We start from the raw sequence: 24,998 nt of genomic DNA, 5'->3' as shown, positions 1-24,998 counted from the left end.
AATTAGGTCGCCTTTGAGAATGCTTTTCTGTGTGTATGGATCGACATTAAAATACCAAAACCAGCCATTAGGGTAACCATGGATGTACCGCCATAACTGACCAAAGGCAGGGGTACCCCAACCACTGGCAGAATGCCACTTACCATGCCAATGTTTACGAATATATAGACGAAGAAGCTCAGTACAATACTGCCGCCCATCATTCGACCAAATGCGGTTTGTGCTTGGCTCGCAAGAACTAAACCACGCCCAATGATAAATAGGTAGATAGCGAGTAAAAACAGAATGCCGATCATGCCCCATTCTTCGGCAATTACCGCAAAAATAAAGTCTGTGTGCCGCTCTGGAATGAACTCCAATTGAGATTGAGTACCTTGCAACCAGCCTTTTCCTGATATACCACCAGAACCTATCGCAATTTTACTTTGAATTATGTGGTAGCCCGCACCTAATGGATCTGATTCAGGATCAAAAAGGGTTCTTACACGTACTTTTTGATACTCACGCATCAAGAAGAACCACAAGATTGGAATAAAACCACCCAGCGCAATCGCTGCACTGGCAATGATTTTCCAACTGATCCCAGCCAGAAATATAACAAAGATGCCTGACGCTGCGATGAGTATTGACGTACCTAAATCGGGTTGTTTAGCAATAAGGATTGTAGGGACAAACACCATCACTAGTGAAATGGTTAAGGTTTGGAAAGTCGGCGGGAGAGAGCGCTTACCAATGAATCGAGCCAACATCAAAGGCACTGCTAGTTTTAATAGCTCGGAGGGTTGGAATCGTACAAAACCAAAGTTTAACCAACGCTGTGCACCTTTCGAGGCTTCACCAAAGAACAGTACGCCTAATAGCAAGATGACACCGCCAATAAATAGTAGCGGAGCTAAAGTCTCATAGGTACGAGGTGAAATTTGAGCTAAGAAGATCATGACGCCTAACGATAGAACCATACGCATAGCTTGACGATCCATCATCGCAAGGCTTTGTCCACTGGCGCTGTACATGATCAATAAAGCGAAGCCCATTAAAACCAGAATGCCGAGTAACAGCGGTAGGTCTATATGTAGCCTTTCAAATAAGGCTCTATTTCGCCCAGTCGAGGGATCAAGTTTCATTATTTTATTGCCTTACTTTCATCATCTTCTGCAAGAATAATATGGTCGAAAATCTTTCTTACTACTGGACCACCATTTGATGAACCGCCACCTGCATTCTCTAATACAATGGTGACGACCGCTTCAGGATTTTCAAAAGGAGCGTAGCCGGTGAACAGCGCGTGGTCGCGCAGATGCTCAGCAATTTCGTCGGCGTTGTATTCTTCATCTTCCTTCAAACCAAAGACTTGCGCAGTGCCTGATTTACCAGCAGAGGTGTAAGACATCTTCTGGAATGAGCGTCTTGCTGTTCCTTTTTTACCGTGGTTTACGAGTTTCATTCCTTCCTGGGCGATATCCCAGTATCTCTGTTTTACGCCTGTTATGGGTGGATATGTCTCGATTTCCGAAATAATTTGTTCATCGAATGGTCGCCCGTTTTCAATCGTTGAGCGTAATAGGTGAGGGGCTGTCACTTCACCTTCATTGACTAATACTGAGGTCGCTTTGGCTATCTGCATAGGTGTTGCTGTCCAGTAGCCTTGGCCAATGCCGACAGGGATGGTATCACCTTGATACCAAGGCACGCGGTGTCTTGCCATCTTCCATTCACGGGTTGGCATATTAGCTTTACTTTCTTCATAAATATCAATGCCAGTGTAGTCGCCAAAGCCGAATAGCATCATCCACTTAGATAAGCGGTCAATACCCAAATCAAAGGATATTTGGTAGAAGAAAGTATCGACGGACTCTTCAATGGCCTTCACGATATCAACTTTACCGTGACCCCAACGTAACCAGTCACGGAAAGGCTTAGTTTTGGAGTTCGGTATTTTCCAGTAACCAGGGTCGTTACGTGTTGTATTTGGCGTTATCACACCTTCTTGTAATGCAGCAACGGCAATGAAGGGCTTGATCGTAGACGCTGGTGGGTAAATACCTAGGGTTGCCCGGTTTACCAAAGGTCGGTCTTTGTTTTGAAGTAGAGCGTTATAACCTTTAGATGAAATACCATGCACAAACGCATTAGGGTCATAGCTTGGGCTAGATACCATTGCTAACACACCATTGTCTTTCGGATCCAGAACCACAGCCGATCCACGGCGCCCGTCGAGCAGTTTATGTACGTATAGTTGTAGGTTGATCTCTAAGTTGAGTACGATATCTTTGCCCGGAATAGAAGGGACAAATTTGAGAGTGCGAATAACTCGTCCACGACTGTTTACTTCGACTTCTTGATAACCAGCCGTGCCGTGCAACATGTCTTCGTAGTAGCGTTCAATACCAAGCTTACCAATATCGCGAGTGGCTTGATAATTAGCGTCTTTTTCTTCTCGAACTAAACGTTTCATGTCACGGTCGTTGATGCGAGATACATAACCGATTACGTGAGTAAGCACATCACCATAAGGGTAGAAGCGTTTCAAAGTCCCGGTAACTTCAACGCCTGGGAATTTATGTTGGTTTACAGAAAAGACGGCAACTTGCTCTTCAGTGAGCTGATTTAGGATAGGTACTGATTTAAAGCGTCGAGAATTGCGACGATCACGATTAAAGCGCTCGATACGTTCTGGTGGAATCTCGATTAATGCTTGAAGACGGACGAGCGTATCATCCATATCTTTGATTTTTTCAGGTATGATCTCTAGGTTGAAAACGGGGCGGTTTTCGGCCAGAAGTACACCGTTGCGATCGTAAATCAAACCGCGATTGGGTGCGATTGGAACGACCTTGATACGGTTGTCGTTTGAGCGAGTTTTATAGTCCTGATATTGATTGACCTGAATGTTATACAGGTTAACAACCAACATCGACATCATCACTATGATCCCCATAAACGCAACAAAAGCACGGCTAGTAAATAGTCGTGCTTCTGCTTTGTAATCACGGATTTGGCTACGTTTACGTAACATTAACGCTTATTCTCGATGATAAGGGTGGTTAGCTGTGATGCTCCAAGCTCGATACAAGCTTTCAGCCATGATAACGCGAACTAATGGGTGAGGGAGAGTAAGTGCAGACAGAGACCAACTTTGGTCTGCCGCTGCTTTACATGCAGGCGCTAATCCCTCAGGCCCACCAATAAGGATAGAAACGTCACGTCCATCTAATTTCCAACTTTCTAATTGCTCAGCAAGTTGTGGTGTATCCCATTTTTTACCTGGGATATCGAGCGTGACAATTCGATTGCCTTTTGGAACCGCAGCCAACATTGCTTCGCCTTCTTTCTGAAGAATTCGTGCAATATCAGCATTTTTACCACGTTTTCCCGCAGTGATCTCAATAAGTTCTAATGGCATATCATGAGGGAAGCGACGTTTATATTCTTTAAACCCTTCTTCAACCCATTTTGGCATTTTTGTACCAACTGCGATTAACTGGATCTTCAAAGCTTAGCCCCAAAGTTTTTCTAGTTGGTACAGCTCACGATGCTCTTCTTGCATAACGTGAAGCATACTTGTACCCATATCTAGAACAACCCATTCACCTTCTTGTTGACCGTCCATACCTAATGGCTGCATACCAACTTTGCGCACTTCATCTGCGACATGCTGTGCAATAGACGCAACATGGCGTTTCGATGTACCAGTACAAACAATCATGTAATCAGTGACACTTGATTTGCCTTCTACATCAATAGTAACAATTGATTCGGCTTTCATATCGTCGGCTTTGTCTGCAAGAAAATCTTTTAGTTCTTCACGTAACACGGGGTGTTCCTTTAATCTGAAATTAGCTTTGTTTAGGATCTATTGACCCTAGAATATAACACGCTTTTATGCGTGAAATGGTATTGAAGCTGTAGGGAGACAAAACTCTACACCTAACTGATGAATTAGTGGCCAAGGCGACTGTTCATATTGAGTTTTTGTCATCAATTCGGCTTGAGTGAGCAACGCAAAAAGAGAGTGTAATTGAGAAATCGAAACTCTTGTTAGCGCGGCGTTATAAAGAGGCTTCTTAGATTGCCAGATACGGTGTTTTTCGAATACCTGACCGATCGGCATCTGTTTCAACTGTTGCTGCATTTGTAACAGTAAGGCAAGTTCACGTTGCACACTGCGTAATAAAATAACCGGCTCTACACCTTCCGCTTCTAATTGTCTTAGAACTCGCTGTGCTCGATTACCTTTGCCTGCGAGCAATGCATCAATCCAATGGAACGGAGTAAAATGGTTGTGGCGACTCAAAGACTCTTCTAGTCGTACTAACGTGAGCTTTCCATCTGGGTACTGAAGCGTCAGCTTTTCTAAGCTTTGAGTGAGTGCAAATAGGTTACCTTCATGCCATTGTGCCAGCATTTGAATGGCTTCGGGGTCTGGCGATAAACCGATTTGACGACAACGCGTTTGCACAAACTGAGGTAATCGGCTGACATCTGGCGTTAGGCAGCTGACCCAATGCCCTTTATTAGACAGTGCCTTAAACCACTTAGCACTCTCTTGAGCTTTGGTTAGCTTAGTGCCAACCAGTACCAGCAAGATATCGCTGTGGATATGCTCAGAGGTTGCGAGTAATTCTTTCGCTATCGCCGCGTTAACACCAGATTCCGGTAGCTCTAACTCAATTATTTGACGGCTAGAGAACAGACTTAGAGCTTGAGTACAGTCGTAGACTTGATTCCAGTCCAGATTATTATCTATAGCAAAGCGGTGACGTTCTTCGAAACCTTGTTGTTTTGCAGCCTTTTGAATCGCTTCTCGACTTTCTTGCAGTAGCAGGGGTTCGTTACCAAAAATGAGATAAACATTACCCAGCTGTTTAGCAAGTTGTTCTGACAAGCGGTCGGCAAAAATACGCATCAAATAAACCTATTATTCAACAGATTCAGTTATCTGTGATTGTTCTGTTGAGCTCGGAGTGAGACTAACGTCGTCGATTTCGATGTTTTTGATGTTGTATTGCTTCTCAAGCTCTTTAACTTGAACGTGCTCTAGAGCGTCTAGATCCATGCTATCTGCGGCAATGTTCGCTTTTAATCGAGCCATCTGGCGAAGGATCTGGCTTGTTGCAAGCTTACGCATTTCATCTTCAATCATATCTCGTTCAACTGATTTTGCTAATGCAGTTAACGGGTTATCTAAATAGCTGCGCGTAACACTTGTTGAGAATGTTTTGTCACCTAGCTCCGGAATGGTGACTCGATAAGAGGCATTAAATGTTAGTTCAATTTCAGCTGCACGAGTATTTTGATAAAGAGATAGAGTACGTTCACCAACGCTTTCGCTAATAATATGCAAGTTCGGTGTGTTTTCCGCTGGTGGCACAATTTCTACATCATTCATGCGCAGCTGGCCTTTCATCATACGAGTAAACGTACTGTATTGGTCGTAACTGGTCACAGAGATTTTGTTGAGCTCTTCAGGTACAGAGTAATCGCCACGTAGGTGGAAACCACAGGCACTCAATAGACTAACGGTTAAAATAACAATAGTAACTTTCAAGGAAGATAGTGAAATCAGGCGCATTATTTGATGGCTCTCATGAAGGTAGAATACTTATTTAAAGGCTTTAGCCCGTTCGAATTGCTAATGAATCCAAAGCGCTTAAATAAGTAGACAGGGTGTTTTATTCACCCTGTCTAAAGACTGCTTTTAAGGAATTAAGTTCGTTAATTCTGTAGCAATTTAATTGTGTTAACTAAGCTTTTAGCCTGTAACTGTTAGTTAGCAACGATGTTTAGAAGCTTACCAGGAACAAAGATAACTTTACGAATCGTTAAACCATCTAGGAATTTCTTAGTGTTCTCATCGTTTAGGCCAAGCTCACGAACTTGATCTTCCGTTGCGTCAGCTGCAACGGTTAGTTTCGCACGTAGCTTACCGTTGATCATAACAACGATAGTCTTCTCGTCCTCAACTAGCGCTTTCTCGTCAAATGTAGGCCATGTTGCTGAATCTACGTTTGACTCACCAAGAGCAATCCACATTTCGTAAGAAATGTGAGGAGTCATTGGGTAAAGCATGCGAACCACTGCTTTTAGTGCTTCATCAAGAATTGCACGATCTTGTACAGATTCTTGAGGCGCTTTCGCAAGTTTGTTCATCAATTCCATGATGGCAGCGATTGCTGTGTTGAACGTTTGGCGACGGCCGATATCGTCAGTTACTTTTGCGATAGTCTTGTGGATATCACGACGAAGTGCCTTTTGGTTGCCAGATAGAGCTGAAGTCTCAACAGACTCAGCAGCACCTTTAGCAGAGTGTGCGTGAACCAGCTTCCAAACACGTTTAAGGAAACGGTTTGCGCCTTCAACGCCAGACTCTTGCCACTCAAGCGTCATGTCTGCAGGTGATGCAAACATCATGAATAGACGCACTGTATCAGCACCGTACTTGTCTACCATCTCTTGTGGGTCGATACCGTTGTTCTTAGACTTAGACATTTTGATCATGCCTGAGTGTTCAACATTGCGGCCTTCTTGATCTACAGCCGTTTCGATACGACCTTTACCATCACGCTCGATAGTCACGTCAGTTGGAGCAATCCATTCTTTCGTGCCTTTCTCGTTCGTGTGGTAGAACGCGTCAGCGAGAACCATGCCTTGGCATAGAAGCTGCTTGAACGGTTCGTCAGACGTTACGTAACCTGCGTCGCGTAGCAACTTGTGGAAGAAGCGAGAGTAAAGTAAGTGCATACAAGCGTGCTCAATACCACCAACGTATTGGTCAACTGGCAACCAGTAGTTTGCTTTCTCTGGATCTAGAATGTCATCAGCTTGCGGTGAACAGTAACGTGCGTAGTACCAAGACGATTCCATGAACGTATCGAACGTGTCAGTTTCACGCAGAGCCGGTTCGCCATTGAATGTTGTTTCAGCCCAAGACTTATCCGCTTTGATAGGGCTAGTTACGCCATCCATTACCACGTCTTCTGGAAGAATAACGGGCAGTTGGTCTGCTGGTACTGGGTGAACTTCACCGTCTTCAGTGGTTACCATTGGGATTGGAGCGCCCCAGTAACGCTGACGAGATACACCCCAGTCACGTAGACGGAAGTTTACTGTCTTCTTACCTTTGCCTTCAGCTTCAAGCTTCGCAGCGATTGCATCGAATGCTTCTTGGAACGCAAGGCCATCGAATTCACCAGAATCGAACAGTACACCTTTCTCTGTGTAAGCTGCTTCAGATACATCTAATTCAGAGCCGTCTTCTGGCTTGATTACTGGAATGATATCGATGCCGTACTTAGTTGCGAATTCGTAGTCACGTTGATCGTGAGCAGGAACCGCCATTACCGCACCTGTGCCGTAATCCATAAGAACGAAGTTTGCTACGTATACAGGAACAACACGACCGTTAAGAGGGTGGATAGCCGTTAGGCCAGTATCCATACCTTTCTTTTCCATCGTTGCAAGTTCAGCTTCAGCCACTTTAGTGTTACGACACTCTTCAACGAATGCAGCAAGCTCAGGGTTGTTCTTAGATGCTTTCTCCGCAAGAGGGTGACCTGCTGCGATACCAACGTAAGAAACACCCATTAGTGTGTCTGGACGAGTTGTGTACACTTCTAGTGGCGCTTCTTCACCGTTAACAGCGAAAGACAGCTCAACACCTTCAGAGCGGCCGATCCAGTTACGCTGCATGGTTTTCACCATTTCAGGCCAACCTTCAAGGTTGTCTAGGTCGTCTAGTAGCTCTTGAGCGTACTCAGTGATCTTAATGAACCACTGTGGAATCTTCTTTTGTTCTACTGGAGTATCACAACGCCAGCAGCAACCGTCTTCTACTTGCTCGTTAGCCAGTACAGTTTGGTCGTTTGGACACCAGTTAACAGAAGATGTCTTCTTGTAAACTAGGCCTTTTTCGTAAAGCTTAGTGAAGAACTCTTGTTCCCAACGGTAGTACTCTGGAGTACACGTCGCGAATTCACGTTTCCAGTCGTAACCAAAACCTAAAAGTTTAAGCTGGTTTTTCATGTATTCGATGTTTTCGTAAGTCCACGGTGCAGGCGCGGTGTTGTTTTTAACCGCTGCATTTTCTGCTGGTAGGCCGAATGCATCCCAACCGATTGGCTGCATTACGTTTTTGCCTTGTAGACGTTGGAAACGAGATACCACATCACCGATGGTGTAGTTACGCACGTGACCCATGTGCAGTCGGCCACTTGGGTAAGGGAACATAGAAAGACAGTAGAATTTTTCTTTGTTTGGGTCTTCACTTACAACGAAAGTTTCGCTGTCATCCCAGTGTTGTTGAACCTTTTGTTCAATCTCTTGCGGGTTATATTGTTCTTGCATCGATGGTATCCGGTTATCTTGGAATTTGTGAGTTCGGTTAGAACAGAATCTTACAGATCGTCATAGAATACCTAAAGGAGCTTAGTTCAACAATAGCTATACCCTTCATACTTGCAGTTGCAGCATGGTTGATTGCGTAAATTCAAGTTAATTACTCAGGACAGCTATACTTAAGGGTATGAATTGCATTTGTTTGTCAGGAACTGGTCGTTTAACAGCAGGCCCGTTCACTAAGATAAAGCTTGGTCATCTTAAGGAGGTCGTTATGCCGAAGAAAAAAGCACTCTATGAAGAAGTCGTAGAAGAGGTTATTGAAACGCTGAAGCATAGTCCTGAAGAGCTCAACAACAAAATTGAAACGTCAGGTAAGTATGCGAAAGCAGCCAATGACATGACTAAAGACGAACTGTCATTGATTTCAGCTTACGTGAAGTCGGACTTGAAAGAGTTTTCCGAAAGCTATGAAGAGAGTAAAGGCGGTCCATTTTATTTGATGATCACAGATTCTATTTGGCAAGGTCTGTTGGATATCACAGATCGTACGAAAGTCGAATGGGTTGAACTGTTCCAAGATTTAGAACATCAAGGTCTGTACCAAGCTGACGAAGTTATCGGATTAGGGACACTTGTCTGTGATAAATGTGGGCATCAAACCGAGTACAACCATCCAACGACGATTATTCCATGTATTAAATGTGGCTCGACAGGGTTTAGCCGCAAGGCATTAAAACCTTAACCGTTCTCTTCTAAATAGTTTAAGCACCATAAAACAAAAGGTTGACGCTCTCACGTCAACCTAGAATTTTTTACGCATTACGCATTACGCATTACGCATTACGCATTACGCATTACGCATCAGTTTTTGGTCTTCTCACAATCCAGCCTGCAATTAAACTCAGCAATGCCCAGATATACAGTGGCCAAGTGCCAACTACTCTATAAGGGGTTTGACCATCCGTTGAAATGAGCTCAGCTTTTAAAATAGCAGTTTCAAACTGAGGTATTTGCTTGATGATCTTACCCTTGTGATCTGTCACCGCTGTGACACCATTGTTCGTTGAGCGAATAAGCGGCTTACCAAGTTCCAGAGCACGCATTTGTGCGATCTCCATATGCTGCAATGGCCCGATCGAACGTCCAAACCACGCATCGTTAGAGAGCGTTAAAATGAAGTCGGTCTCATCCGTCACATTTTGTCTAACTTGATCATTAAAGATGATTTCGTAACACAACGCAGGAGCTAAATGGCGACCATTTGCCACTATATTGGGTTGAACAAAATCACCACGGCTGAATGATGACATTGGCAAATTAAAAAATGGAGCTAAAGGACGCAAGATAGCTTCAAATGGTACAAACTCACCAAATGGCAATAAGTGATGTTTATGGTAGCGCTCATTTGGATCGTAGTTGTACTCACCATATGGATTAACACCTAAAGATAGAACACTGTTGTAGTACTTCTTATCTTCAGATTGATTCAACACACCCGTGATAATCGCACTGTTGTTCATCTTCGCTGCGCTGTCTAGGTTGCGTAGGAAAGATGGAATCTCAACCTCGAAAGCGGGAATAGCAGCTTCAGGCCAGATGATAATATCAGCATCCCAGTTTTCTCTGCTTAGGTCGGTGTATTTCATCATGGTCGGCCAGCGATGGCTTGGTAGCCATTTGCTATCTTGGTCAACGTTGCCTTGAATCAATACCACTGATGTTGTTTTTTCTGGGTTAGGAGTCACCCAATCAATGTTTCGAATACCAAAACCTGTACTAAATACGATGACAGGGATGATGCCGATACTCCACGCCTTATTAATGGTCATATAAGCGAGCGCAGATGCTGAGATAATAATCGTTAGAGTGACGAGCTCGACACCACCAATAGGTGCGAATGACCCTAGCGGGGAGTCGATCTGACTGTAGCCTAGCCACAACCAAGGGAAGCCTGTCATTACCCAACCGCGTAACCAATCGCTGATCAGCCATAATGCTGGCGCAGCAAGGAAAAAGCGACCGAGGTTATTGGCCGGGAAGAACTTATTTAAGCCCCAGGTAAATAGACCTGAATATACGGCTAGGTAGCCAACAAGCAATGCCATTAAAAATAGATTGGCTGCCAGTGGCATTCCACCAAAGCCATCAATGCTGACATATACCCAGCTGATACCCGTCGTAAATTGGCCTAAGCCCCATGCGTAGCCAATCCAAAGTGCACTTTTAGGAGAGCGATTATGGATCAGTAGCAGCAATATAGCGGGGCTGAGAATAGCAAGAGGCCATATTGAGTACGGAGCGAATGAAAGGGTTGTTATAGCGCCCACAAAAACGGCCGCAAGCGGCCGTAATAGGCGATGATTAAATAGTTTAGTCATCTAATTTCTGTCATCTCTTTAGAGAGAAGTTGTTATTCTTCGATAGTCGGAAGAGGTTGCTCGTCAGGAATGGTTACCTGTAGCTGAATCACACGACGATTATCCGCTGAAGTTATTTTGAAATGGTAGTTTTCGATTTCTACAATTTCTCCACGAACTGGCAGGTGACCGAGCGCTGTCATGACCATACCACCTACAGTATCAACTTCATCATCACTAAAGTCGGTCCCAAACGTATCGTTGAACTCTTCAATAGTAGTTAAAGCTTTAACAGAGAAGGTATGCTTACTCAGCTTACGAATATCTAACTCTTCCTCATCGTCGAACTCGTCTTCAATTTCACCAACGATTTCTTCGAGGATATCTTCAATGGTTACTAGGCCAGATACACCGCCAAACTCATCGACAACGATAGACATGTGGTAACGCTCTTCACGGAATTCTTTAAGCAGGCGATCAACTCGCTTACTTTCAGGAACAACGACTGCAGGGCGAATCACTTGTTCGATATCAAATGGGGCACTGTCTGAACCTAGGTACTTAAGTAGGTCCTTCGCTAATAGAATGCCTTCAACATGGTCTTTATCTTCACTGATCACTGGGTAGCGAGAGTGTTGAGCGTCAGTAAGAAGCGCAATCAATGTATCTAAATCATCGGTGCGTTCAACTGTAACCATTTGAGAGCGAGGCAACATTATATCGCGTACTCGCATCTCTGAAATTTCCATAACACCTTCGAGCATGTCGCGTGTGTCGTGGTCAATTAGGTCATTAATCTCAGAACCGCGGATCACATCCACAAGCTCTTGGCGATCTTTAACTTCGCCTTGAAATATTTGGCCTAGACGTTCAAAGAAGGACTTTCTACTCGGACCTTCAGATTTTTTACTTCCCTCAGAAGTGGGGGGGTTACCTTCGTTCATGATTTCTCAAAAAATAACGCTATCAGAAGTGTGATAGCACACATTAAAACTCAGATTCCTGTGAAAATAACAGGTTCGATGAGTTGTTGTTTCTCTACAACCTACTTTACTAGAATCAATTTACTTTTCTAGAATATAAGGGTCTTCAAAGCCCATAGTTTGCATGATTTCTGTTTCGAGTGACTCCATCTCTTCAGCTTCATCATCTTCGATATGATCATAACCTAGCAGATGGAGACTGCCATGTACAACCATATGAGCCCAGTGTGCTAGCAGAGGCTTATTTTGCTCTTCTGCTTCTTTTTCGACAACTTGGCGGCAGATAATAAGGTCACCCAGTAGATCTAATTCCATTCCTGGTGGTGCTTCAAATGGAAAAGATAACACGTTAGTTGGCTTATCTTTTCCACGATAATCATGATTGAGCTGGTGGCTCTCTTTTGTATCAACAATACGAACGGTGAGCTCTGCATTCTCTTGGAACGGAGGAATTGTCTTATCTAACCAAAGCTGAATATCTTGCTCGGTTGGAAGACCTTGCTCATTTTCGACCGCTAGTTGCAGGTCTAGTTCAATAGACATCTATTTATCACCTTGTTCTGCAATTACAGAGCTATTTTGTGTTGCTAATTGTGTCGCAACGGCTTGCTGAGTCTCAAGAAATTTAGCTTCTCTTTCTTCTCGTTTACGTTGTTCAAACTCTTTGCGCTCTTTCTGGTCTTTTGCTTCCCACTTCTCGTACGCGTTCACGATACGAGCAACTACTGGGTGACGAACCACGTCTTCAGACATGAAGAAGTTAAAGCTAATGTCATCAACTTCACTAAGTACTTCAGTCGCATGGCGTAGGCCAGATTTTGCTCCACGAGGTAAATCGATCTGAGTGATATCACCCGTGATCACAGCGCGTGAGTTAAAACCGATGCGTGTTAAGAACATTTTCATCTGTTCTACCGTAGTGTTTTGGCTCTCATCAAGAATGATAAACGCATCATTTAATGTACGGCCACGCATATAAGCCAGTGGCGCAACTTCAATCACGTTACGTTCAATCAACTTCTCAACACGCTCAAAGCCAAGCATCTCAAAGAGTGCATCGTAAAGCGGACGTAAATAGGGATCTACTTTTTGGCTTAAATCGCCGGGTAGGAAACCAAGCTTCTCTCCAGCTTCAACAGCAGGGCGAGTCAGTAAGATTCGGCGAACCTCTTGTCGCTCCAAAGCATCAACAGCAGCGGCCACGGCAAGGTAAGTTTTGCCTGTACCAGCAGGACCAATACCAAAGGTGATGTCATGGGTTACCATGTTCATTAGGTATTGAGCTTGGTTTGGCGTACGCGGTTTGATGACGCCTTTTTTAGTCTTAATAGTCACTTCTTTGCCGTAGTCAATTTCAGACTCGGCATGTTGCTCCAAAATACCAGATTCAGTGACAGCAAGATGCACTTGCTCTGGTTCAATATCAGATACATTACCTTTAACAGGAGTCGTTTCCACATAGAGGTGCTTGATGATATCTAAAGCGGCTGCCGTGGTGTGGGGCTTGCCTACGATGGTGAAAAAATTACTACGGTAGTTAATTTCAACGCCAAGGCGACGTTCAAGGTGCTTTATATTGTCGTCGAATGGACCACATAAGCTTGCCAAACGCTGGTTGTCAGCAGGTTCTAGATTGATCTCTAAAGTAACGATTCTATTGCTCAAATTAGCCTCTCATTTTGTGCCACTCGCTCTTAAATAAAAAAAAGAGCAAGAAGCCCGATTTAGACCGGGCTTCTGATGGTGATATCCCTATTTCTAAGATGGTCACTTAGTTAGGTAATTTCAAGCTTTGTGTTTGCGCTTTGTGCTCAAACAGTTGTATTGGCTATGGCGTAAATGTTGCTACACCTAGCTCGTCTTCACGTTTTGTTTTTTCCATCATTTCTGCTGGAGTCATTACAACGCGTAGACCCATGTCTTTTTCTGTGCGAACTAGCTCACCACGTAGTGAGTTGGTGTACACCTCAGTGATCTTAACATCTACGAATTGACCGATAAGATCCGCAGAACCTTCGAAGTTCACAACACGGCTGTTTTCAGTGCGACCACGCAGTTCCATTAAGTTCTTTCTTGATGGACCTTCAACAAGGATACGTTGCTCTGTGCCTAACATTAGACGAGAGAAACGCATAGCTTGTGTGTTTACTGTCTGTTGCAGTTCCCACAGGCGATCTTTCTTCTCTTGTGCTGGTACATCACACGGGTAATCTGCGGCAGGTGTACCTGGACGAGGAGAGAAAACAAAGCTGAAGCTCATATCGAAATCAACTTCTTTAATTAGCTTCATAGTATCTTGGAAGTCTTGCTTAGATTCACCAGGGAAACCAACAATAAAGTCAGAGCTGATTTGAATATCAGGACGAGCTTTACGCAGTTTACGGATAATAGACTTGTACTCAATCGCGGTATGTGGACGCTTCATCATCGTAAGAATACGGTCACTACCACTTTGTACAGGCAAGTGTAAGAAGCTCACTAGCTCTGGCGTATCTTTGTAAACTTCAATGATGTCATCACCAAACTCAAGCGGGTGGCTTGTCGTGAAACGAATACGGTCGATACCATCGATAGACGCCACTAAACGAAGTAGCTCTGCGAATGTACAGATGTCACCTTCGTGAGTTGGGCCGCGGAATGCGTTTACGTTTTGACCCAATAGGTTTACTTCACGCACACCTTGCTCAGCCAGCTGTGCTACCTCGTAGAGTACATCATCCATTGGACGACTAACTTCTTCGCCACGAGTGTATGGCACAACGCAGTAAGTACAGTACTTAGAACAACCTTCCATGATAGAAACATAGGCCGTTGCGCCATCTGCTTTAGGTTCCGGCAGGTTATCGAACTTTTCGATCTCAGGGAATGAGATATCCATTACTGGCTTTTCGTTAGACAGTGATGACTTAATCATTTCTGGCAGACGGTGTAATGTTTGTGGGCCAAAGATAACGTCTACGTACGGTGCACGTTGACGAATGTGATCACCTTCCTGAGTTGCTACACAGCCACCCACACCGATCACCACACCTTCTTTTTTATCTTTAAGCGTTTTCCAACGACCAAGCTGGTGGAATACTTTTTCTTGCGCTTTTTCGCGGATAGAACAAGTATTCAATAGTAGTACGTCTGCTTCCTCAGGTACTTCAGTTAGCTCATAGCCATTTGCAGCGTTAAGCAGGTCAGCCATTTTTGATGAATCGTATTCATTCATCTGACAGCCCCAAGTTTTAATTAGCAGTTTCTTACTCATTATATGTTCGCTCGATCGTTAGTTTAATTTAAGGGAGCAAATCGCCCATTATTCATCCGCCAGTATTGTTTGTCATAATTCGGTATTCAATTTTATGACTGGCTCTAGCGGCAAGCGGCGTATTGTACTGGTTTCAAAACCGACTGACTAGTAGTCTGAACAAATCTCTTATGTAGTGGTTTTTATTATTGTTAACGCCATATACCATAAGGGATAACCCTTTTTTCGAATAAGGTTTTTGGTTACAAGTTAGTTATGAAAAAGTACAATCAAAAACAGTCAAAGAATCAAACTGATAAGTACAAAATATGAACAGTTACGACGTTGTAGTAGTGGGTGGTGGCATGGTTGGCGCAGCAACAGCGGTCGGTTTTGCAAAGCAAGGGCTGAGTGTTACGGTGATCGAAGGTTTTGCCCCACAAGCTTTTGATGAGGCACAAGCGATGGATATCCGTGTATCGGCAATTTCTCAAGCTTCGGTAGATTTACTTGAAGAGCTGGGTGCGTGGCAAAGCATTGCTGCAATGCGGGTCTGTTCTTATAAACGTTTAGAAACGTGGGAGCACCCAGAGTGTCGTACTCGATTTGATGCTGCATCACTGGATCTGCCTCGTCTAGGCTATATCGTTGAGAATAGGCTCATTCAACTAGGATTATGGTCTCAGTTTGAAGCATACGACAATTTAACGCTCCTATGCCCAGAGAAATTGGACACTATTGAGTTTGGCGAAACCAACATAGTGAAGCTCCAATCTGGTTCTCAATTATCAGCAAAGTGGGTCATTGGCGCTGATGGAGCCAACTCAGCCGTTCGACAGCAAGCTGGTATCGGCATTACGGCTTGGGATTATCGACAGCACTGCATGCTTATCAATGTGGAAACGGATCAACCTCAACAAGATATTACTTGGCAACAATTTTTACCAAGTGGTCCTCGCTCGTTTTTGCCTCTATGTTCTCTAAGCTCTGACGGTCAAGAAGTCGGGCAGGGATCGTTGGTTTGGTATGACTCCCCATCTCGCATTAAGCAATTATCATCGATGACCCCTGAAAAGTTGCGTAATGAAGTATTTGCTAACTTCCCCACGGAATTAGGAGACATCAAAGTCCTCAACTCTGGTTCGTTCCCTCTTACTCGACGTCATGCGCAATCTTACTTCAAGAACAATTGTATTTTGGTTGGAGATTCTGCACACACGATCAACCCATTAGCAGGGCAGGGTGTCAATTTAGGCTTTAAAGATGTTGCCGCTCTATTAGATATTTCCAAAGAAAAAGGTGAATTGACTCAATCTGTAGCAAAACGCTATGAAGTGATGAGAAGAGGCGATAACCTTATGATGCAAAGTGGCATGGATTTCTTTTACAAAACTTTCAGTAATGATATTGGCCCTCTAAAATTTGTACGCAATGCAGCGTTAAAGTTAGCGGAAAACTCAGGGCCGATTAAATCTCAAGTATTGAAATACGCCTTGGGCCTTTAATACGGTTAACTCTGGTTATTTATATAGAGAAGGAGAGCAGAAGCTCTCCTTTTTTGTTTTTGTTGTAATGCTTATTGTTGCTGAGTGACACAAACTGGTGAATCAAGGTCTAACGAGTACCCGGTATAGGTCAGAGAACCATCTTCAGTATTACGCTTGAATGAGGTGATGTTGTTTGAGTGTTGATTTGCTGCGATGAGCCACTGTCCATCTTCAGTTACATGAAAATCTCTTGGGAATTTACCTTCAGTATCGTAGCTGTTAACGAAAGTCAGCTTTTCAGTCTCAGAGTCGATTTTGAAACTACTGATTCTTGATTGGTGTCTGCAAGAGACATAAAGAAACTGCTCATCAGGCGACAATTTAATTGCCGCTGCTGCTTCTCCTTTTTCCATATTGGGTAGCGCATCAACCTCATCTTTAATACTCCAACGCCCGAGTGTTTTTTCTAAAATCAAAATGGTTTCAGATAGCTCACAGATCACATAGGCTCTATCTTCGGCTTTGTTGAAGATTAGATGTCGAGGGCCATTCCCTGCTGGTACTTTAATAGACTGCATTGGCTCATCAAGAAACTCTTCCTGCTCTTCGTCAAAGCAATAGAAATTGATTCGATCGGCTCCGAGATCGACGGTGACAAACTGTGGAGAGTTTTGTAGGAAAAGACTTTGATGGGCATGCGGGCTAGTTTGTCTCTCGTTGTTCGGCCCTGAACCAAACATCTTGAGTGTTTTGAGTCGCTTATCGATGCTGCCATTGATATTTAAACTAAATATATCGAATGTGCCTGATGAGTATTGAGAAGTGATAGCAAATTTATTGTGTGGATCTATCGCAATGTGGCAGGGGTGATCTCCCGAGATTAGGCCTGTATTGGACGAGATCGGTGAATCAACATTAGGTATATGAATTAGTTGCGGTTGTTTCTTTTGCTCAACCTCAGATACCGTATAGATTCCAGACTTTGTCGCAGTGACAAAAGAGGGGTTATTACATTCGGCAATAAGCTCTAGAGGTAATAGTTTTCCTGTTTCTAGATCTAATTGAGTTTGATAGACACCTTGGCTTTTACTTGGCGTATCCGTGTAGCAACCGAACGTTAATGGGAGGGTTTTCATAGGTAGTCATACTCAATTAGAAAGTGGAGCAGACATTGTCTTATAAAATCGTATTAAAAGTGAGGTTATAAAGAAGAATACTTGGTGACTTGGCTAGCAGAATTACATATTCCAGATAAAACAAAACCCAGCTAAAAAGCTGGGTTCTATTCAATGATGGTGCGGTCGGAGAGACTTGAACTCTCACACCTTACGGCGCCAGAACCTAAATCTGGTGCGTCTACCAATTCCGCCACGACCGCAGCAAAGCTTTTACTCTAGCAAAGAGTATAGTTAAAAAGACTTATGGTTTGTCTAAGTAACGTTGTAATGGCTGGGCTACCTGGATTCGAACCAGGGAATGCTGGCATCAAAAGCCAGTGCCTTACCGCTTGGCGATAGCCCAACAGTGATATCATTTAAGATATCTAAATAATGGTGCGGTCGGAGAGACTTGAACTCTCACACCTTACGGCGCCAGAACCTAAATCTGGTGCGTCTACCAATTCCGCCACGACCGCAGCAAAGCTTTTACTCTAGCGAAGAGTATAGTTATATCGACATTGGTGATTCAATATAACGTTGTATAAATGGTGGCTACTGCGGGATTCGAACCTGCGACCCCATCATTATGAGTGATGTGCTCTAACCAACTGAGCTAAGTAGCCAATAATGAATTTTATACATTCACTATTTTATCTCTAATTAAAGAGAAATAATGGTGCGGTCGGAGAGACTTGAACTCTCACACCTTACGGCGCCAGAACCTAAATCTGGTGCGTCTACCAATTCCGCCACGACCGCAGCAAATCTTTATAGTTATATCGACATTGGTGATTCGATATAACGTTGTGCTCTTGGTTGTTTACTTTGCAGTAAGAAACAAAGAGTTTAAATAGTGGCTGGGCTACCTGGATTCGAACCAGGGAATGCTGGCATCAAAAGCCAGTGCCTTACCGCTTGGCGATAGCCCAACAGTGATATCAATTAAGATATCTAAATAATGGTGCGGTCGGAGAGACTTGAACTCTCACACCTTACGGCGCCAGAACCTAAATCTGGTGCGTCTACCAATTCCGCCACGACCGCAGCAAAGCTTTTACTCTAGCGAAGAGTATAGTTAAGAAGACTTATGGTTTGTCTAAGTAACGTTGTAATGGCTGGGCTACCTGGATTCGAACCAGGGAATGCTGGCATCAAAAGCCAGTGCCTTACCGCTTGGCGATAGCCCAACAGTGATATCATTTAAGATATCTAAATAATGGTGCGGTCGGAGAGACTTGAACTCTCACACCTTACGGCGCCAGAACCTAAATCTGGTGCGTCTACCAATTCCGCCACGACCGCAGCAAAGCTTTTACTCTAGCGAAGAGTATAGTTAAGAAGACTTATGGTTTGTCTAAGTAACGTTGTAATGGCTGGGCTACCTGGATTCGAACCAGGGAATGCTGGCATCAAAAGCCAGTGCCTTACCGCTTGGCGATAGCCCAACAGTGATATCATTTAAGATATCTAAATAATGGTGCGGTCGGAGAGACTTGAACTCTCACACCTTACGGCGCCAGAACCTAAATCTGGTGCGTCTACCAATTCCGCCACGACCGCAGCAAAGCTTTTACTCTAGCGAAGAGTATAGTTATATCGACATTGGTGATTCAATATAACGTTGTATAAATGGTGGCTACTGCGGGATTCGAACCTGCGACCCCATCATTATGAGTGATGTGCTCTAACCAACTGAGCTAAGTAGCCAATAATGAATTTTATACATTCACTATTTTATCTCTAATTAAAGAGAAATAATGGTGCGGTCGGAGAGACTTGAACTCTCACACCTTACGGCGCCAGAACCTAAATCTGGTGCGTCTACCAATTCCGCCACGACCGCAGCAAAGCTTTCCTCTCAACTAAGCAAAGAGCCTAGCGAAGAGTATATAGTTAAGAAGACTTATGGTTTGTCTAAGTAACGTTGTAATGGCTGGGCTACCTGGATTCGAACCAGGGAATGCTGGCATCAAAAGCCAGTGCCTTACCGCTTGGCGATAGCCCAACAGTGATATCATTTAAGATATCTAAATAATGGTGCGGTCGGAGAGACTTGAACTCTCACACCTTACGGCGCCAGAACCTAAATCTGGTGCGTCTACCAATTCCGCCACGACCGCAGCAAAGCTTTCCTCTCAACTAAGCAAAGAGCCTAGCGAAGAGTATATAGTTAAGAAGACTTATGGTTTGTCTAAGTAACGTTGTCTGTACTTTCACAAGGAAAGTGGTGGCTACTGCGGGATTCGAACCTGCGACCCCATCATTATGAGTGATGTGCTCTAACCAACTGAGCTAAGTAGCCATCTGAGAGCGGAGTAATATAATATAATCTCGCTTTCAATGCCATTATCTTTTCAAAGATAATTACACTTTAAATAGTGGCTGGGCTACCTGGATTCGAACCAGGGAATGCTGGCATCAAAAGCCAGTGCCTTACCGCTTGGCGATAGCCCAACAATGATATCATTTAAGATATCTCAATATGGTGCGGACGGAGAGACTTGAACTCTCACACCTTACGGCGCCAGAACCTAAATCTGGTGCGTCTACCAATTCCGCCACGTCCGCTTTATTTCCTAAAAACTCTTTATCTATGTTGTTAAAAAATAGATATTTAACAGCAGACAGAGTGCTTAGGAAATGGTGGCTACTGCGGGATTCGAACCTGCGACCCCATCATTATGAGTGATGTGCTCTAACCAACTGAGCTAAGTAGCCATTTCCAAATTGTCATTCAATTTCAAGCGTTGCCGCTTTGCTGTGAACGGGGCGCATTATGCGGAGTTGAGGGAAACCCGTCAACTTTTTTTTTGAATAAATCGCGAATAAACATCTGTTCGGTTTCTTTTTAGGCAAAGAGGCGTATTTGTCATCAAAAAACAGGTCTAAAAGGCGATATATATAGGAAGTTAAGTTTCTGATACAGGACTATTTCGAAAGGGTAAAAACAAAAAAACCAGTGAATTCACTGGCCTTTTTTTTAGATGTTTAATCAGAATTATACGTTGAAGCGGAAGTGAACTACGTCACCATCTTTAACGATGTATTCTTTGCCTTCAAGACGCCATTTACCTGCGTCTTTAGCACCGCTCTCACCGTTAAATTCGATGAAATGATCAAAACCAACAACTTCAGCTCGGATGAAGCCTTTTTCGAAATCAGTGTGGATCTTACCTGCAGCTTGTGGCGCTGTTGCACCAACAGGGATCGTCCACGCGCGAACTTCTTTAACACCTGCAGTGAAGTAAGTTTGAAGAGTTAGCAGTTCGTAACCTGAGCGGATCACTCGGTTAAGACCTGGTTCTTCGATACCCATATCTGCTAGGAACTCTTCGCGATCTTCGTCATCAAGCTCAGAAAGTTCAGATTCAATCGCCGCACAAACAGCAACAACAACGTTGTTTTCTTTTTCTGCATATTCGCGAACTGCATCTAGGTAAGGGTTGTTCTCAAAACCATCTTCCGCAACGTTTGCTATGTACATTGTTGGCTTAAGTGTCAGGAAGTTTAGGTAGTCGATTGCCGCTACTTCTTCTTTGCCAAGTTCAACAGTACGAGCCATACCACCTTCAGTAAGAATAGGAAGAAGCTTTTCAAGAACCGTGGTTTCAAACTTAGCGTCTTTGTCTCCGCCTTTTGCTTTTTTAGCATTACGGAAGATCGCACGTTCACAGCTATCTAGATCGGCAAGAGCAAGCTCAAGGTTGATCACTTCGATATCTTCGATAGGAGATACTTTACCAGAAACGTGAATGATATTTTCGTTTTCAAAGCAGCGTACAACGTGACCGATAGCGTCAGTTTCACGGATGTTAGCTAGGAATTTGTTACCAAGACCTTCACCTTTAGATGCGCCAGCAACTAGGCCTGCGATATCTACGAATTCCATTGTTGTCGGAAGGATCTTCTGTGGATTAACAATTTTTGCTAATGCATCTAAGCGTAGATCTGGAACCGGAACGATACCTGTGTTTGGTTCGATCGTACAAAATGGAAAGTTTGCTGCTTCGATGCCTGCTTTAGTCAGTGCGTTAAACAGAGTTGACTTACCAACGTTTGGTAGACCAACGATGCCACATTTAAAACCCATGATATAAACCTTATTCTGCTTTGAACGTATGTAAGCGATTTTGTGCTTTTGGTAGGCCATCTTTCAATAAGATGTCTAGGCTGCGAACCGATTCGTCAACGACAGCCTCGATACACTCTTGCTCTTTCGCAGGAGCTTTGCCTAATACATAACCTGCAACTTTATCTTTGTGTCCTGGATGGCCAATGCCTAATCTAAGACGATAGAATTCTTTATTGTTACCCTGCTTGCTGATGATGTCTTTCAGACCATTATGTCCGCCGTGACCACCGCCTTTTTTAAATTTACCAATGCCAGGAGGGAGGTCTAACTCATCGTGAGCTACCATGATCTCTTCTGGTTTAATTTGGTAAAACTTAGCCAGAGCTGCAACGGCTTTCCCTGATAAGTTCATAAAAGTCGTAGGGATCAGCAAACGAAGATCTTCACCATGAACCATGATACGACCCGTTAGGCCAAAGAACTTTGCTTCGTTCTTTAGTGTCACGTTATGTACACGTGCTAATTCTTCAACTACCCAAGCGCCCGCATTGTGGCGAGTTTTGGCGTATTCTGGACCGGGATTTGCCAGTCCAACGAGAAGTTTTATTTGTTGGCTCAAGGTATGGATCTCTCTTGGGATTTCAAAAAGCGCCGTATGATATCACAGTTTATGAAAAAGGTGCGAGCTAGCTGATGGCAACTCGATTATTCACTCATAGTGACAAACCACAGACCTTAACTAGATTCGGCATAAAAAAAGCACTTCATTGAATGAAGTGCTTAATGTCTTTCTCTACATGTTTCTAAAACAAAGCGTTAGGCTTTAATTAGTTGAACATTGCTGAGATTGATTCTTCGTTGCTGATTCGACGAATCGCTTCAGCAAGCATACGAGAAAGGCTTAGTTCAGTCACTTTACCTGTCGCGGCCATTTCTGGAGAAAGCTTGATTGAATCAGTAACAATAACTTGGTCTAGAACTGAATTGCGGATGTTTTCTGCTGCAGTACCAGAGAATACAGCGTGAGTAGCGTAAGCGAATACACGCTTAGCACCGCGCTCTTTAAGCGCTTCAGCTGCTTTACATAGTGTGCCACCAGTGTCGATCATGTCATCAACGATAACACAGTCGCGGCCTTCAACATCACCTATTAGGTTCATCACTTCTGAAACGTTAGCACGTGGACGACGCTTATCAACGATAGCGATATCAACATCACCTAGCGCTTTAGCAGTAGCACGAGCACGTACAACACCACCAAGGTCTGGAGAAACCACAACTGGGTTTTCTAGGCCACGGTTCGCCATGTCTTCTAGAAGAACTGGAGTACCGAAGATGTTATCAACAGGTACATCGAAGAAGCCTTGGATTTGCTCTGCGTGTAGGTCGATAGTAAGAACGCGGTCAACACCAACGTTAGAAAGGAAATCTGCAACAACTTTTGCAGTGATAGGCACACGAGCAGAACGTACACGACGATCTTGACGGGCATAACCGAAGTAAGGGATTACAGCAGTAATACGGCCAGCAGAAGCACGGCGCATTGCGTCAATCATTACCACCAATTCCATAAGGTTGTCATTGGTTGGTGCACAAGTTGATTGAATCAGGAATACATCGCTACCACGAACGTTTTCATTGATTTGTACAGCGACTTCGCCATCAGAAAAACGGTCTACAGTAGCATCGCCAAGAGAGATGTATAGACGATCAGCAATACGTTGGGCTAGTTCAGGTGTTGCGTTACCAGCAAATAGCTTCATATCAGGCACGGTGGAAACCTCGGGTTGCGTCCAGTTTTAAATAGATTGTGTGTGGGCTGATTGGTATTCAGCCAAAGTTTCTTTTAAAGGCGAAATGTTTCGTCCTTTCGCGACGAACGCGGAAACTGTGTCAGGCAGTTGTTCTAGTACAGACTCGGCTTTATTTTTGCTGCTAAATTCAGCAAAAACGCACGACCCCGTACCAGTCAATCTCGACGGCGCGTATTGTAGCAGCCATGAAAGTTGCTTATCAACCTCTGGGTACAGCATTCGTACAATTTTTTCGCAATCGTTTACGTATTCTTGCTCTAGAAGCGTTGATAGCGCTCGCTTTGGCGTATTTCGAGTTAATTCTGAATGTGTGAATATGTCTACAGTTGCTATGCTCACTTGAGGTTTAACAACGAGATACCATTTTTCATCCGGATTAGCGGGTAACAGTTGTTCGCCAACCCCTTCAGCAAAGGCGGCGTGGCCACGTACAAACACAGGAACGTCAGCACCAAGCTTTAAACCGATCTCTGCCAACTGGTCATCCGATAGTTTTAATTGCCATAAGTGATTGAGAGCGACTAACACGGTTGCAGCATTTGAAGAACCTCCGCCAATACCACCTCCCATAGGTAGCACTTTCTTTAGCTCAATATCAGCACCGAAGTACGTCGAGGTGTATTGTTGAAGTGCCGTCGCGGCTTTCCAAATGAGGTTATCTTCTGTAGCAACCCCCGGAATTTCAGGCGTTATCGTAACCGAGTTAGATACATTATTGGCCGTAACCGTAAGTTCATCGCCAAAATCTACAAATTGAAATAGCGTCTGAAGTTCGTGGTAACCATTATCACGTCGACCAGTGATGTAAAGAAATAAGTTCAACTTAGCTGGAGAGGGCCAATGTGTTGGCGTTGTAATCATTTTTTCAGTGTCCACTTAGAAACTACAATGTTGATTTTATTGGCGTCTTGTTTGAATGACAATCTTGTAGGGAGAGGGATTGTCTCAGCAATGGCACTATCAAGTTGCAAGTTAACTGGCATCTCTGTGTTTCGATAGTTATCAAAATTCAGAGCCCATAACTGGTTGCTAACTTGCTTAGATAGAGATTCAAGCGTGTTGGTACTGTTTAGTTGATAAGCATCGGCTTTATCTGGGATGCCAAGAAACCATTGCGGCAAGTGATCTATTGGGATCTGTAAGCCCGTGAGTTGTTCTACGAGAGTGGAAGCGCTGGCATCTGTAAACACTTGATCATCATAGGTCACGACTTTAGCGCCTGATGAGTCTATCGTTAGGTTCAATGCAGTTTGACCAAGGAAAGTCGTTAGCCTTAATTGGCTTTGATTTTTTGAGTGCTTCCAGATGAAGTTAAGACTTTGGCGTTGCTCTGGAGAAATGTAGGCGAGCTTGCCTGAGGCTTGATAGTTTTCTATCTGTAAAAGTCGGTTTTGGTGAGTTTGCCACTCAACGCTAGTCGGTTGTTCTGGGATAGACGAGCAACCCACCATTATTATGGTTATAAAAATAAGAGACGTGATTTTACGAAGCTTGCTCATATTTACTCACAACTTGTTCAAATTTATCTAAAAAACGCTTCAACTATAGCATTGAAT

General features: G+C 43.8%; 20 protein-coding genes and 19 tRNA genes. 2 read left to right on the top strand and 37 right to left on the bottom strand.

What is annotated here, in order from left to right; genetic code table 11:
* Positions 1 to 2 precede the first annotated feature (2 nt).
* The 7 genes from rodA to leuS form a co-directional block, all read right to left on the bottom strand.
* Positions 3 to 1,124 carry a rod shape-determining protein RodA gene (gene rodA, locus OCV36_RS12275; protein ID WP_135455448.1) on the bottom strand — a complete coding sequence of 374 codons (1,122 nt, stop codon included), beginning with the start codon at positions 1,122 to 1,124 and terminating at the stop codon, positions 3 to 5.
* On the bottom strand, positions 1,124 to 3,016 hold the full coding sequence (gene mrdA, locus OCV36_RS12270; RefSeq protein ID WP_017074228.1) for a penicillin-binding protein 2: 1,893 nt from the start codon (positions 3,014 to 3,016) through the stop codon (positions 1,124 to 1,126). Before mrdA ends, rodA begins: the two co-directional genes overlap by 1 nt.
* A gap of 6 nt (positions 3,017 to 3,022) precedes the next feature.
* Entirely contained in the window at positions 3,023 to 3,493 is a 471-nt protein-coding gene (gene rlmH / locus OCV36_RS12265; protein ID WP_004735246.1) for a 23S rRNA (pseudouridine(1915)-N(3))-methyltransferase RlmH, read from the bottom strand.
* 3 nt (positions 3,494 to 3,496) lie between these two features.
* Complete coding sequence (rsfS, locus tag OCV36_RS12260) at positions 3,497 to 3,814, bottom strand: ribosome silencing factor (protein WP_017080327.1); 318 nt, start codon at positions 3,812 to 3,814, stop codon at positions 3,497 to 3,499.
* Positions 3,815 to 3,880: 66 nt separating this feature from the next.
* Positions 3,881 to 4,906, bottom strand: coding sequence for a DNA polymerase III subunit delta (gene holA, locus OCV36_RS12255; RefSeq protein WP_135455446.1), 1,026 nt, complete (start codon positions 4,904 to 4,906; stop codon positions 3,881 to 3,883).
* Between the two features lie 12 nt (positions 4,907 to 4,918).
* Positions 4,919 to 5,572 (bottom strand): LPS-assembly lipoprotein LptE, encoded by a 654-nt coding sequence (locus OCV36_RS12250; RefSeq protein ID WP_135455443.1) that lies wholly within the window; start codon positions 5,570 to 5,572, stop codon positions 4,919 to 4,921.
* A gap of 194 nt (positions 5,573 to 5,766) precedes the next feature.
* Complete coding sequence (gene leuS, locus OCV36_RS12245; RefSeq protein ID WP_135455441.1) at positions 5,767 to 8,343, bottom strand: leucine--tRNA ligase; 2,577 nt, start codon at positions 8,341 to 8,343, stop codon at positions 5,767 to 5,769.
* 265 nt (positions 8,344 to 8,608) lie between these two features.
* On the opposite strand from leuS, the gene OCV36_RS12240 reads away from it, so the two are divergent.
* Entirely contained in the window at positions 8,609 to 9,079 is a 471-nt protein-coding gene (locus OCV36_RS12240) for a zinc ribbon-containing protein (protein ID WP_102551498.1), read from the top strand.
* Between the two features lie 112 nt (positions 9,080 to 9,191).
* Here the strand turns inward: OCV36_RS12240 and lnt are convergent, their stop codons facing one another.
* The 5 genes from lnt to miaB form a co-directional block, all read right to left on the bottom strand.
* Entirely contained in the window at positions 9,192 to 10,715 is a 1,524-nt protein-coding gene (gene lnt / locus OCV36_RS12235) for an apolipoprotein N-acyltransferase (RefSeq protein ID WP_135455439.1), read from the bottom strand.
* A gap of 32 nt (positions 10,716 to 10,747) precedes the next feature.
* Positions 10,748 to 11,638, bottom strand: a complete 891-nt coding sequence (gene corC, locus OCV36_RS12230; RefSeq protein ID WP_017074236.1) for a CNNM family magnesium/cobalt transport protein CorC — start codon at positions 11,636 to 11,638, stop codon at positions 10,748 to 10,750.
* A 120-nt stretch (positions 11,639 to 11,758) separates the two neighbouring features.
* Entirely contained in the window at positions 11,759 to 12,220 is a 462-nt protein-coding gene (gene ybeY / locus OCV36_RS12225) for an rRNA maturation RNase YbeY (RefSeq protein WP_017074237.1), read from the bottom strand.
* Positions 12,221 to 13,342 (bottom strand): PhoH family protein, encoded by a 1,122-nt coding sequence (locus OCV36_RS12220; RefSeq protein ID WP_135455437.1) that lies wholly within the window; start codon positions 13,340 to 13,342, stop codon positions 12,221 to 12,223.
* 163 nt (positions 13,343 to 13,505) lie between these two features.
* Positions 13,506 to 14,930, bottom strand: coding sequence for a tRNA (N6-isopentenyl adenosine(37)-C2)-methylthiotransferase MiaB (gene miaB / locus OCV36_RS12215; RefSeq protein ID WP_017074239.1), 1,425 nt, complete (start codon positions 14,928 to 14,930; stop codon positions 13,506 to 13,508).
* 308 nt (positions 14,931 to 15,238) lie between these two features.
* On the opposite strand from miaB, the gene OCV36_RS12210 reads away from it, so the two are divergent.
* Positions 15,239 to 16,414: a 2-octaprenyl-3-methyl-6-methoxy-1,4-benzoquinol hydroxylase gene (locus OCV36_RS12210; RefSeq protein ID WP_135455435.1), complete on the top strand. Its 1,176-nt coding sequence runs from the start codon at positions 15,239 to 15,241 to the stop codon at positions 16,412 to 16,414.
* Between the two features lie 71 nt (positions 16,415 to 16,485).
* On the opposite strand, the gene OCV36_RS12205 is transcribed toward OCV36_RS12210, so the two are convergent.
* From OCV36_RS12205 to lolB, 25 genes are all read right to left on the bottom strand, one after another.
* Positions 16,486 to 17,532 carry a lactonase family protein gene (locus tag OCV36_RS12205; RefSeq protein WP_135455434.1) on the bottom strand — a complete coding sequence of 349 codons (1,047 nt, stop codon included), beginning with the start codon at positions 17,530 to 17,532 and terminating at the stop codon, positions 16,486 to 16,488.
* A 157-nt stretch (positions 17,533 to 17,689) separates the two neighbouring features.
* Positions 17,690 to 17,774, bottom strand: a tRNA-Leu gene (locus OCV36_RS12200).
* 68 nt (positions 17,775 to 17,842) lie between these two features.
* Positions 17,843 to 17,917 (bottom strand) — tRNA-Gln (locus OCV36_RS12195).
* A gap of 30 nt (positions 17,918 to 17,947) precedes the next feature.
* A tRNA-Leu gene (locus tag OCV36_RS12190) sits at positions 17,948 to 18,032 on the bottom strand.
* Between the two features lie 70 nt (positions 18,033 to 18,102).
* Positions 18,103 to 18,179 (bottom strand) — tRNA-Met (locus OCV36_RS12185).
* Between the two features lie 51 nt (positions 18,180 to 18,230).
* Positions 18,231 to 18,315 (bottom strand) — tRNA-Leu (locus tag OCV36_RS12180).
* A gap of 95 nt (positions 18,316 to 18,410) precedes the next feature.
* A tRNA-Gln gene (locus tag OCV36_RS12175) sits at positions 18,411 to 18,485 on the bottom strand.
* Positions 18,486 to 18,515: 30 nt separating this feature from the next.
* Positions 18,516 to 18,600 (bottom strand) — tRNA-Leu (locus OCV36_RS12170).
* Positions 18,601 to 18,668: 68 nt separating this feature from the next.
* A tRNA-Gln gene (locus OCV36_RS12165) sits at positions 18,669 to 18,743 on the bottom strand.
* A 30-nt stretch (positions 18,744 to 18,773) separates the two neighbouring features.
* Positions 18,774 to 18,858, bottom strand: a tRNA-Leu gene (locus OCV36_RS12160).
* 68 nt (positions 18,859 to 18,926) lie between these two features.
* A tRNA-Gln gene (locus OCV36_RS12155) sits at positions 18,927 to 19,001 on the bottom strand.
* 30 nt (positions 19,002 to 19,031) lie between these two features.
* Positions 19,032 to 19,116 (bottom strand) — tRNA-Leu (locus OCV36_RS12150).
* 70 nt (positions 19,117 to 19,186) lie between these two features.
* Positions 19,187 to 19,263: transfer RNA gene (locus tag OCV36_RS12145), tRNA-Met, on the bottom strand.
* A 51-nt stretch (positions 19,264 to 19,314) separates the two neighbouring features.
* Positions 19,315 to 19,399 (bottom strand) — tRNA-Leu (locus OCV36_RS12140).
* A gap of 87 nt (positions 19,400 to 19,486) precedes the next feature.
* Positions 19,487 to 19,561: transfer RNA gene (locus OCV36_RS12135), tRNA-Gln, on the bottom strand.
* A gap of 30 nt (positions 19,562 to 19,591) precedes the next feature.
* Positions 19,592 to 19,676: transfer RNA gene (locus tag OCV36_RS12130), tRNA-Leu, on the bottom strand.
* Positions 19,677 to 19,781: 105 nt separating this feature from the next.
* Positions 19,782 to 19,858, bottom strand: a tRNA-Met gene (locus OCV36_RS12125).
* Positions 19,859 to 19,935: 77 nt separating this feature from the next.
* Positions 19,936 to 20,010 (bottom strand) — tRNA-Gln (locus OCV36_RS12120).
* A 29-nt stretch (positions 20,011 to 20,039) separates the two neighbouring features.
* Positions 20,040 to 20,124, bottom strand: a tRNA-Leu gene (locus OCV36_RS12115).
* Positions 20,125 to 20,197: 73 nt separating this feature from the next.
* Positions 20,198 to 20,274, bottom strand: a tRNA-Met gene (locus OCV36_RS12110).
* Positions 20,275 to 20,554: 280 nt separating this feature from the next.
* Positions 20,555 to 21,646, bottom strand: a complete 1,092-nt coding sequence (ychF, locus tag OCV36_RS12105; protein WP_029225199.1) for a redox-regulated ATPase YchF — start codon at positions 21,644 to 21,646, stop codon at positions 20,555 to 20,557.
* Between the two features lie 10 nt (positions 21,647 to 21,656).
* Entirely contained in the window at positions 21,657 to 22,247 is a 591-nt protein-coding gene (gene pth / locus OCV36_RS12100) for an aminoacyl-tRNA hydrolase (protein WP_017076123.1), read from the bottom strand.
* A gap of 208 nt (positions 22,248 to 22,455) precedes the next feature.
* A complete protein-coding gene (locus OCV36_RS12095; RefSeq protein WP_012603389.1) occupies positions 22,456 to 23,400 on the bottom strand; it encodes a ribose-phosphate pyrophosphokinase in 945 nt (314 codons plus the stop codon).
* Positions 23,401 to 23,427: 27 nt separating this feature from the next.
* Positions 23,428 to 24,303 carry a 4-(cytidine 5'-diphospho)-2-C-methyl-D-erythritol kinase gene (ispE, locus tag OCV36_RS12090; RefSeq protein ID WP_032497927.1) on the bottom strand — a complete coding sequence of 292 codons (876 nt, stop codon included), beginning with the start codon at positions 24,301 to 24,303 and terminating at the stop codon, positions 23,428 to 23,430.
* The gene (gene lolB, locus OCV36_RS12085; protein ID WP_135455431.1) at positions 24,300 to 24,941 is read right to left on the bottom strand and encodes a lipoprotein insertase outer membrane protein LolB; all 642 of its coding nucleotides are present in this window, start codon (positions 24,939 to 24,941) and stop codon (positions 24,300 to 24,302) included. Before lolB ends, ispE begins: the two co-directional genes overlap by 4 nt.
* Between the last annotated feature and the right edge of the window lie 57 nt (positions 24,942 to 24,998).

The organism is Vibrio echinoideorum (genome assembly GCF_024347455.1).
Lineage (GTDB): Bacteria > Pseudomonadota > Gammaproteobacteria > Enterobacterales > Vibrionaceae > Vibrio > Vibrio echinoideorum.
Note: the sequence above shows the minus strand (reverse complement) of the source record. Positions and strands in the feature narration are given on the sequence as shown.

What these genes read in the sequence shown, in the direction of transcription:
- rodA (WP_135455448.1), bottom strand. Translation starts at nt 1,124, where the DNA reads ATGAAACTTGATCCCTCGACTGGGCGAAATAGAGCCTTATTTGAAAGG.
- mrdA (WP_017074228.1), bottom strand. Translation starts at nt 3,016, where the DNA reads ATGTTACGTAAACGTAGCCAAATCCGTGATTACAAAGCAGAAGCACGA.
- holA (WP_135455446.1), bottom strand. Translation starts at nt 4,906, where the DNA reads ATGCGTATTTTTGCCGACCGCTTGTCAGAACAACTTGCTAAACAGCTG.
- OCV36_RS12250 (WP_135455443.1), bottom strand. Translation starts at nt 5,572, where the DNA reads ATGCGCCTGATTTCACTATCTTCCTTGAAAGTTACTATTGTTATTTTA.
- leuS (WP_135455441.1), bottom strand. Translation starts at nt 8,343, where the DNA reads ATGCAAGAACAATATAACCCGCAAGAGATTGAACAAAAGGTTCAACAA.
- OCV36_RS12240 (WP_102551498.1), top strand. Translation starts at nt 8,609, where the DNA reads ATGCCGAAGAAAAAAGCACTCTATGAAGAAGTCGTAGAAGAGGTTATT.
- lnt (WP_135455439.1), bottom strand. Translation starts at nt 10,715, where the DNA reads ATGACTAAACTATTTAATCATCGCCTATTACGGCCGCTTGCGGCCGTT.
- corC (WP_017074236.1), bottom strand. Translation starts at nt 11,638, where the DNA reads ATGAACGAAGGTAACCCCCCCACTTCTGAGGGAAGTAAAAAATCTGAA.
- ybeY (WP_017074237.1), bottom strand. Translation starts at nt 12,220, where the DNA reads ATGTCTATTGAACTAGACCTGCAACTAGCGGTCGAAAATGAGCAAGGT.
- miaB (WP_017074239.1), bottom strand. Translation starts at nt 14,930, where the DNA reads ATGAGTAAGAAACTGCTAATTAAAACTTGGGGCTGTCAGATGAATGAA.
- OCV36_RS12210 (WP_135455435.1), top strand. Translation starts at nt 15,239, where the DNA reads ATGAACAGTTACGACGTTGTAGTAGTGGGTGGTGGCATGGTTGGCGCA.
- OCV36_RS12205 (WP_135455434.1), bottom strand. Translation starts at nt 17,532, where the DNA reads ATGAAAACCCTCCCATTAACGTTCGGTTGCTACACGGATACGCCAAGT.
- ychF (WP_029225199.1), bottom strand. Translation starts at nt 21,646, where the DNA reads ATGGGTTTTAAATGTGGCATCGTTGGTCTACCAAACGTTGGTAAGTCA.
- ispE (WP_032497927.1), bottom strand. Translation starts at nt 24,303, where the DNA reads ATGATTACAACGCCAACACATTGGCCCTCTCCAGCTAAGTTGAACTTA.
- lolB (WP_135455431.1), bottom strand. Translation starts at nt 24,941, where the DNA reads ATGAGCAAGCTTCGTAAAATCACGTCTCTTATTTTTATAACCATAATA.